At 53.8% G+C, this 8,678-nt stretch carries 7 protein-coding genes; 3 read left to right on the top strand and 4 right to left on the bottom strand.

The genetic code is table 11. From position 1 onward, the window contains the following. Positions 1-146 precede the first annotated feature (146 nt). On the bottom strand, positions 147-1,415 hold the full coding sequence (locus EI185_RS17815; protein WP_189836466.1) for an AAA family ATPase: 1,269 nt from the start codon (positions 1,413-1,415) through the stop codon (positions 147-149). An 85-nt stretch (positions 1,416-1,500) separates the two neighbouring features. Next, positions 1,501-1,758 carry a hypothetical protein gene (locus EI185_RS17810; protein ID WP_124706479.1) on the bottom strand — a complete coding sequence of 86 codons (258 nt, stop codon included), beginning with the start codon at positions 1,756-1,758 and terminating at the stop codon, positions 1,501-1,503. Between the two features lie 565 nt (positions 1,759-2,323). On the opposite strand from EI185_RS17810, the gene EI185_RS17805 reads away from it, so the two are divergent. Then, on the top strand, positions 2,324-2,566 hold the full coding sequence (locus EI185_RS17805; protein ID WP_124706478.1) for a hypothetical protein: 243 nt from the start codon (positions 2,324-2,326) through the stop codon (positions 2,564-2,566). Between the two features lie 142 nt (positions 2,567-2,708). Here the strand turns inward: EI185_RS17805 and EI185_RS17800 are convergent, their stop codons facing one another. Both EI185_RS17800 and EI185_RS17795 read right to left on the bottom strand, forming a co-directional pair. Beyond that, on the bottom strand, positions 2,709-4,598 hold the full coding sequence (locus EI185_RS17800; protein WP_124706477.1) for an EAL domain-containing protein: 1,890 nt from the start codon (positions 4,596-4,598) through the stop codon (positions 2,709-2,711). 582 nt (positions 4,599-5,180) lie between these two features. Continuing rightward, positions 5,181-7,592, bottom strand: coding sequence for a metallophosphoesterase (locus tag EI185_RS17795; protein ID WP_189836465.1), 2,412 nt, complete (start codon positions 7,590-7,592; stop codon positions 5,181-5,183). 431 nt (positions 7,593-8,023) lie between these two features. Between EI185_RS17795 and gspG the strand changes: the two genes are divergently transcribed. After that, positions 8,024-8,452 carry a type II secretion system major pseudopilin GspG gene (gspG, locus tag EI185_RS17790; protein WP_124706475.1) on the top strand — a complete coding sequence of 143 codons (429 nt, stop codon included), beginning with the start codon at positions 8,024-8,026 and terminating at the stop codon, positions 8,450-8,452. 6 nt (positions 8,453-8,458) lie between these two features. Then, positions 8,459-8,629, top strand: a complete 171-nt coding sequence (locus EI185_RS18100) for a hypothetical protein (protein ID WP_189836464.1) — start codon at positions 8,459-8,461, stop codon at positions 8,627-8,629. Positions 8,630-8,678: the final 49 nt, after the last annotated feature.

Here is an 8,678-nt window from a genome sequence, read left to right as displayed (position 1 = left end):
CGCTACGTTAAAAACGCTTCCTCATTCCTGGCCGCAGTCCGCATACGCTGCTTGGTGCTTTGGCTCGCTATCTCGTGACGACACTATCTAGCTTGCGTTTGGTTTTTTTATGCCGGCACGTCTAATCAGACATCTACGACACCCCCTCATAAAAACCCCATCCCAATTCTCCTGCTTGCGAACAAAGCAAAGTCGGCCGACAAAAGCCTGTCCCGATCTGCACGCAACGCATTCCCTACCGCAAATCGGATTGCGCGCGAATAGGACCTCAGATCATTGTTCGCCAGGGTGGCGAGCATATCCGGGTCGGCGCCTAGAGCCACTCCCACCGAGTCGCAATAATCACTAAAAATCTGACTCGCCACATCCCGTTGCTGCTCGCGTGTGAACGGCGGTACCTGGATGACATGAAAGCGTGACGCCAGGGGGGCTGATATGGCTTCGTTGGCCGTGGCAATGAAGATAATATGCGAGGCATCGAATTTCAGCATCATGCATTCATCCTTGAAGGACCTGGCTGTCTCGGGCTCAAGCAGATCCAGCAGGACCGGCTCGATCGGGTCGCCGACGTGGCCGGCGATTTTATCGATTTCGTCCAGGAGAATGACCGGAGAGCAATAGACATTACGGGACAACGCAAAGAATATCTCCCCAGGCATCGCTTCTCGGTAGTGTGCGCTGGTGCCATTGATTGAGAAAGCGCCTTGCAGGCCTCCCGCGCTCAGTTTCTCGTAGGCCACCCCCAGGGCTTGGGCCAGCGCCGCAGCGAAAAACGATTTACCCACGCCGGGCGGACCTGACAACAAAATGGGCGGTAACCGAAATTCGCTCTCCGGCAATCGGGACTGCAAACGCAGTTCGGTATCGATCAACTCGATGGCTTCCACAAAATTCGGAAATTTGACGCGCAACGCACGCAGCTTGGCGTCGATACCGGGGAGCAGCGCATTGTTGAAATTGAAACGCGACCTATTCCGGATACGGGTTTTGGTGAAGGTGGGCAGATAACGGGCACCGCCATTTTTGAGTACGTCGTCAAAGGCGTCCTGCACTTTGGCAATACGATCCGAATGACCGCCGGTCCATTTTTTGAGGGCCGCTTTGACCGAGTCGATATCGAATATCTGCACCGGTTCAGTATCGGGCGTATCCGGAAAATTCAGCTTTATGGATTCTTCGAAATAATCGTAGGATTCGATGGGGATGCGATCCCAAGGACTCGGTTCATGTTGCATATCGGCTTTAGCTGCGGCCTGTTCCGCTTCGCGTATTTTTTCTTCCATCGCCTCCCGTTGTTCGGCCATGTGTGCCAGTTGAAACGAGGCCGGCACCAGCAACTTTCCTTGCGGGTCGATGATAAAACCCGCATCTTTCCCATCGGCGAGACGTTTTTTAGTAGAATTGGCATTGCTCATGGTGATTTCCTTCCTCATAAAAGTGATTTCTGTGAGCCGGCGACGGATGCGCTAACATCCGTCGCCACCCCTTCCTGCTTTTCCCTCATCCAGCGTTTTCGATGATGAGGATCTTTTTCTGCTGATCCAGCTCCTGTAATGCCCATTCGATTAATCCCACGATGCCGGGCGCTTGTGGCCCCAGCACAGCGGCTTTCAGCCGATCGTTGGTGGCAGCCGGTAATTGCAGCAGCAGTTGTTTGGCCACATCACCGCGGCGAATCTTGCCTTTCACGATGACCCGCGTGTCGTCCTGGAATCCGTTAAGCGGAGTTGAATGGGTGAGTTTGAAAAATGGGGGCATGGTGGTCCTTGCTTTTGGCTATAAGTATAATACTAACATAGTATAGAATATATTAAGTAGCTAAAGTTATTTGACCTGCTACGACTCAACCCTTAAATTCAGTGATTACTCAGGAGTGCTTACTACGTAGTTTGCAGACGCTGTGAAATTTGTGGGCCAGCTGGTGCTGTTTAATCTCAGTAGCTTGCAGAGTGAACTGCAGAGGGTCTCGTGCAATGGGTGCATAGCATGGTGAAATGCTTGCAAAGGTCCCACTGGAATGCCCAAAATGCGCCACTCATAATGTGCGGTAGTCGTAATCCGAGCTGATAGTTCGCCGGTTTGTCAGATGCGGCTGTCACATTTCCCGTATGACGGCGACGCCATCTTTGTCGAGTTGGCGGGCAGCAGTGGCATGCCCAAGATATCTAAGACCACGGAACGACGATCCTTACAACTGAATATGCGTATCCGGCTGACTCAATCGATGATGACGATTGCCATCTGATTGTAGTAGGGTCGAACTTATATTAGTTAAATTGTTAAGCCATGCGAAACCCTCGCATTCAGGGAAAGGAGAGCCAAGATGAATATCTTGAAAAAGCTTGAGCATAGGCTCGCCAGCAACACGGGCACTCCGCATCATGACGTTTTTAAAGAACTGGTCCGGGCGCTGTGTCTGAAGAAAAAATTTGATTTGGCAGCATTGTACGAGCTGCCCTACGATGATTTCGATTTAGCTATTTCAATCATGCAAAACTGGCGACTGGATCGATACACAAAAACCAAAGCGCGGCTTCGAATTCTTCTCGATTTAACTGGTGAATAAATATTGCGCCGGTTACAGAATCATTCAACGGTGGCGAGCGTATTCACCCGGCTTCAATATTGGCAGTCAAGCGGATAGGTCAAGTTTGAACCAGCGTAATACGCGTTACGCCACTGAAGTGTTTCAATACTGGCGCAGCGATTCAATCAGCTTTCCTGTCTTCCCAAGCAGCAACCCAAGGCATCACGTCGTCTGCCGGCATCGGTTTGGCAAACCAGTATCCTTGGGCTTCGTTGCATTGACACGCCATCAAAATAGCCAGTTCCGCATCGCTTTCGGCCCCTTCCGCAACCACTTCCATCGATAGATTGTGCGCCAGCGATGTGATCGCGCGCACGATCGATTCGTTGGCCGGGATGTGGTCGATACCTTGAACAAAGGACTGGTCGATTTTGAGTCGATCAATAGGAAATCGCCTCAGGTAATTCAGGCTGGAGAAGCCTGTGCCGAAGTCGTCGATCGCCAGAAAAATTCCCATACGCTTCAATTCGTTCAGAATGGCTAGCACGGCGCCGACGTTGTGCATCACGATGCTTTCCGTCAGTTCGAGTTCGATATGGCTGGGCGCGATACCGGTTTCGTTCAGAATCGCCCGCACTTGCTCGACGAAATCGGCCTGACGGAACTCGAGCGCGGAAATATTGATGGAGACCCTTAGTGTTGCGTGGTGGGCGTCGATCCATTGCCGGCATTGCCGGCAGGCTTCGCGCAGAACCCAGCGTCCGATTTCCACAATCAAGCCATTTTCTTCTGCCGTCGGAATGAAATGTACCGGAGACAGCAACCCGTGCTTGGGATGGCGCCAGCGGATCAGCGCCTCCACGCCGACCACCTGGTTTGTAGCCAGACAGATCTGCGGTTGATAATGCAACACAAATTCGTTGTTTCTTAGGGCTGCCCGCAGGTCGCTCTCCAATGACATTCGATCGGGACTGTAAATCGAAAGACCTGGAATATATTCCTGGAAACCATTTCGACCCTTGGTTTTCGCTTCGTACATGGCGGTATCTGCCTTGGCGAAGAGGCCGTCGATTTCGGCATCGTCAGACGGAAAGATCGAGGTGCCGACACTGACAGTGACGTATAACTCCTTGCCCATCACCTGGAACGGCTCTCTCATGGAATCAACAACGCGCTTTGACAGCATGCTGATTGAGCCGGCGTCTTGCGGCGTATCCATCAATATCGCAAACTCGTCGCCGCCCAGGCGGCCCACCGTATCGCAATCCCGGGCACAGGATTGCAGGCGCTCTGCCAGGGCGACGAGGAGCATATCGCCGAAACGATGTCCCATAGAATCGTTGATCTGCTTGAAGCGATCCACGTCGATAAACAGCAGTCCGACCAGCGTATCCTTGCGAACCGCTTCCCGGCACGCCTGCGTGAGGCGATCGTTGAACAGCATCCTGTTCGGAATTTTGGTCAACTGATCGTAGTGCGCCAGGTAATACAGTTCGTCCTGTTTGCGACGGGTGATATCCTGGAGCAGGTCATGCCCATTGGCGATGCCGGCGTATTGTTCATTCTGGGTCACGATGAATCCGCTCACCATGTGTTGCATACCGGCATCAATAATGATCTGGGCGACGTCATCGATGCTGCTTGCTGCGTCGACCATGATTGGGGTTTTGGTCTGGTACGTCATCTGCTTTGTGTTCAGGAAATGGACAATGGTTTTATTGCCGTATACTTCCCGGACGTAAGGACGGCTGAAAAATTCCAGAAAAATGTGTCGGTCAAGAAGGGTGATCGCCTTGTTCGCGGAATCCACCACCGGTAGGGCGTAGAGGCTTTCTTCGTCCAGGAAGCGATTCACTATGTCCATGCAGATCGTGGTTGTCGCGGCCGGCGATACATATCTGAGCAGACGACGAACAGACGGGCTGTCGGGCAATTCAGAGGCGGCGATGTTAGGGTATCGATCCATTCTTGTTCCGTTCCTCGGTCTTGCTGATTCTTCCGCAACCATGGATGCCAGACTATTTTGATCCAGTGTGGGGTGGTACTTGATTAAGGTCAGGTCATCGAGCATATTGTTCTTTCTTGTAGATTAGGCCATACCAGATTGGCTTGCTTTTACAACTCGTTTGCATAAGTCAAGCCACAATATGCTATGGCTGTATTGCATTCTTATTACTCAGCATGGATGCGCATTGAAAATTGATCAATCTGCGGCCCTTCGTATGTACCAAACCAAAAGGACCTCTTACAAATCGTCCACCTGAATTGACTCGACCTTTTGCATATAGCGATGTCGTCGCTGTTTTTAAGATTGTGGGTCAGGCTTCATCCGGAGCACCGAGAATCAGAACGGTTTTATGTGCTCTTCCGGTGGGTTGAGTAACAAAGACATGCGTCATCCTGAACCGCACGGATATGTATTGCACCACGCAGGATTTGGCACGCTTCGAGTTGCCGCATCGGGTACGGCGTCTTGCTCAACTTTCTCAAATGGGATATCAGCCCAGCTGCTGCAAACCGCCAAGCCGATTCACCAATGTCGACGGCGTCACTCATGACTACGCTAATCCGTCGTCCTCAGATTGGGCTGGAGTGCATGCTGCACTGTACTTTGTGCAGCATGCATTGCGACGAGGTACTGGAAGCCCCCGTGTTACATATGCTCCTCATTCCTAGATATGCGATGCTTGTGGTCTCTACCGTTATCCTCGATGCGTGTCCGCACATCATCCGTGTCTACAGGCATTGCCGTCGCGGATCGAATTTTGGCTGACGCGATCAGAACAGCATTGTCGTCGTTCACGGCAGGGACTTTAACCTCGACTTGAATACTTCGTGTCTCATCCGGTTCCAGTCGCCCGATCGTTACCACGACCTCCCTGCCGTGCTGTGTGACGGTATCACCCAGCGTACCTGCAAAAGCGGCACCCTTCGGCAACGTCACTACCGCTTGCGTACCGTTTAGCGCGTAGCCCGTACGGTTGTTGACGCTTAACGTATAGCTCAGCTTGGTTCCGGGCGCCACAGTGCGTGGGGCCGAAAGTTTCGCCTTGAGGGTTTCGTCCACTTCCGGTTTGGTCACTGTGAACGTGTCAAGCAGGGCGGAGGTGCCTTCAGCCGGCTCAGATACGACCTGCCCGGTTGCAGGATCGATCAACGTGTCTGGAATCGGATCATTGAGCGGAACGCTATTCACGTCAGTGCCGAAGGGCGCCGGATTGGCGGGGGTTGCCGATGAAGTGGCTAACAGCGGCTCGGACATCTGGTAGAGCGACAGCTTGTTGTGGTTGATCACGACGTCAGCAAAAGAAAATACTTTTGCTTTGAAGCGTGCCGTGATCTTGGGCCCCTGTCCCGCGTTGGGCATGAAAGGCGACATCTCGGCTCCGGTCAGATGATCATCCAGCCAGGAAGCCGGCCCATTGGGGAAGGTCAATCCCGGTCCGTAAGAGTAGCTGCCCGTTGCGGCGTCGTCCTGATCGACACCCTTGCCTGAACCGCGCGTGGCTTCCAAAGCGTTGTCATGGCCACCTTCTCCGCCTGCGCCCTCGACCAGGTAAATCACTCCGTCGGGGACGGTATTGCGCGTCCCGTCAAAGGAGTTGTCGATGGCTACGGCCGGGCCGCCAGCCGTAGTCGGCGCGTCGGCGACGGACGCTAGCGCGCGCAGGGGATAGGTGCGCTGATAGTTATGCTCGTGCCCGTTGAACACCACATTGACACCGTGGTCCTCGAGGAGTTTGGCGATGCGACGCATCTGGAAATTGCGCATGGTCAAATTGCCGGACGAAAACGATGGGTGATGGAATACCACAATTTTCCAGGTTTGTTTGGTCGAATCGAGGTCTTTGATCAGCCACTGGCGCAGGATGCTTGGATACTCGGGGAAACTCGTCGGCGCACTCTGATAGGTTGGCGCGTAGCTCAGGAGCGCGTCGAACAAATGGGGGTTGCCATCCAGAAACACGAAGTGGGCGTTACCCTGGTCGAACGAATAATTGCCCATGGAGTCGATCTGACGCTTGCTTCCTTTGCCGGTATCCACGCTGGTACTGGCGCGGAACGCCTCGATGGCGGCGGGCGAATTATAGGTGATGCCGTTGTACTTGAAATAGAAACCGGTCGGCGCGCTGCTGTCGCCGTTGAAAATGTTTTGCAGATCGACACCGAGGGGGCCGTTAAGCGGGAAGTAGTAGTTGTTGAAATATTGCAGCGCATCACCCCCACCTGTGCCGCCGCTGAACCGGCCGGCGTTTGCCGTGCCGAGCAGGTTGGCGCTGATTCCCGTACCGCCGAGATCATGGTTCCCTGCAACGATGTAATAGGGAATGTGGCGAATAAAAGGGGCGCCGGTTTCGTTCGAGCTGATGTCGTTGTTCCAGACCGGCATCCAGAAATCCCGGTAGTTCCCTTCAGCACCATCGAAGTACACATTGTCGCCGGTATTTAAAGCCAGATCAGGCTTCGGCAGTTGCGGAACGCCAGGAATGGACAGGTTGTGCACCTCGTACATTTGATGAACGATGCGCGCTTCGTAGTTGACTCGACGAGCCGGATTCGAATTCGGTAAGGCAGGGAAGAAGCCCTCATCCCCCATGACTTCAAAAGAAAAGCGCCCGTTCTGCTTGCGGGTATGGAAGGATGCAGCGAACCCGTCCGCAGGTAGACCCGGCCCGGTCACGCGATAGTAATAGGTCGTATCGTATTTCAGACCCTTGAGGACCGTATAGTAGTTGACGTTTGCGCCCGACGCGGTAGGTGGCTTTGGCAGGGAAGGATCGGCGCTCAGATAATCATCCACGACGCGACCTTTTGTCGTTGCCGTAGCGCCGTAATTTTGGCTCTTGCCGTATTCAACTGTATAAGATGCCGGATTCGGTGTCGGCTCATCCGTCTGCCATGCAATCACTTTGAGGTCGTGGGGTGCGAAGTTGCTCGCGTCTCCCGGCTGGATATAGGGTTGATACGTGACTTCCATAGCTAGCAATGGGGCAGAGTCCATGGTTGCGAAAGCCGCGGCAATCATTACTGCGATAGTGCTTTTTTTCAAAATCTGTATAGGCATGATGTTCTCCATTCACAATTTGAGCGGCATATGGACTCGGCAGCGCTTGCCTGCAATGAAGCAAAGTAGGGGATGCACTTATCCGACAGCATGAAATTCAAGCTGTCGGACGAGCATGCCGGATTAATGTGACGGGATATGAGTCCGGTCAGGACTAGAACATAGCCCGGATGTCTCATCTCGGTTGTTTCCTTGTCTCCCGGTAGTTTGAAACAAAATGAAGGATGAACTTTAGCGAGGAGGGTGTTGGCGTACGCCTCCATTGATTCATTTAATATAAAGGCGGCTCCATGACTCGCGATTCCGCGCTCCCAAAAAAACGGTTTTACCCACTCCAATTTCACCAAAATTGTTGCAGTAATGCCTGAGTAACAATTGGTAGGCAGCATAAGCCGTCTCAACTGTTAGCCCTGTCAATCAAAGGACGCTGGATGTCGCAAGTCAAACAAACCCAGCCCGCGCAGCGCGGCTTCACGCTGCTGGAATTGCTGGTGGTCATGGTCATTATCGGATTGCTGGTGGGCTATGTCGCCCCCAAGTATTTCGCGCAGATCGGCAAATCGGAAGTCAAGGCCACCAAGGATCAGATTGATTCACTCGGCAAGGCGCTGGATCAATACCGCCTCGACACCGGCCACTACCCCACCACCGAACAAGGCCTGGCCGCGCTGGTGACCAAGCCCGCCAACGAACTGAAATGGGATGGCCCCTACCTGGCCAAAGCCGTGCCGCCCGACCCGTGGGGACGGCCCTATCTGTACAAAAACCCCGGCGAGCACGGCGACTACGATCTGCTGTCGCTGGGCAAGGATGGTCAGGCCGGCGGCACCGGTGAAAACGCCGACCTCACCAACTGGTAACCCGGCATGCGTTTCAGCGTAAAAGCCATGCGCGCCGGTGAAGGCCTGACGGCCTTGTCCTTCGATGCCGCGAACCCGGTCGACGCCACCCGCCAGGCCGAACTGCAAGGCTATACCGACGGCATTGTGGTCTTGATGTACATGCCGATCTTCGACCTGGCCGGGAGCATCCAGTGAGCGCTAACCCGACCCTGACACTGCTGCCGCCCACGGCCGCATCCGAACC

Source organism: Sulfuriferula multivorans (genome assembly GCF_003851125.1).
Classification (GTDB): Bacteria; Pseudomonadota; Gammaproteobacteria; order Burkholderiales; family Sulfuriferulaceae; genus Sulfuriferula; species Sulfuriferula multivorans.
The sequence above is the reverse complement of the archived record's forward strand: the minus strand, read 5'-3'. Positions and strand labels throughout refer to the sequence as shown.

Excerpts from the sequence above, each read along its gene's own strand:
- EI185_RS17815 (WP_189836466.1), bottom strand. The coding sequence starts at position 1,415 with ATGAGCAATGCCAATTCTACTAAAAAACGTCTCGCCGATGGGAAAGAT.
- EI185_RS17810 (WP_124706479.1), bottom strand. The coding sequence starts at position 1,758 with ATGCCCCCATTTTTCAAACTCACCCATTCAACTCCGCTTAACGGATTC.
- EI185_RS17805 (WP_124706478.1), top strand. The coding sequence starts at position 2,324 with ATGAATATCTTGAAAAAGCTTGAGCATAGGCTCGCCAGCAACACGGGC.
- EI185_RS17800 (WP_124706477.1), bottom strand. The coding sequence starts at position 4,598 with ATGCTCGATGACCTGACCTTAATCAAGTACCACCCCACACTGGATCAA.
- EI185_RS17795 (WP_189836465.1), bottom strand. The coding sequence starts at position 7,592 with ATGCCTATACAGATTTTGAAAAAAAGCACTATCGCAGTAATGATTGCC.
- gspG (WP_124706475.1), top strand. The coding sequence starts at position 8,024 with ATGTCGCAAGTCAAACAAACCCAGCCCGCGCAGCGCGGCTTCACGCTG.
- EI185_RS18100 (WP_189836464.1), top strand. The coding sequence starts at position 8,459 with ATGCGTTTCAGCGTAAAAGCCATGCGCGCCGGTGAAGGCCTGACGGCC.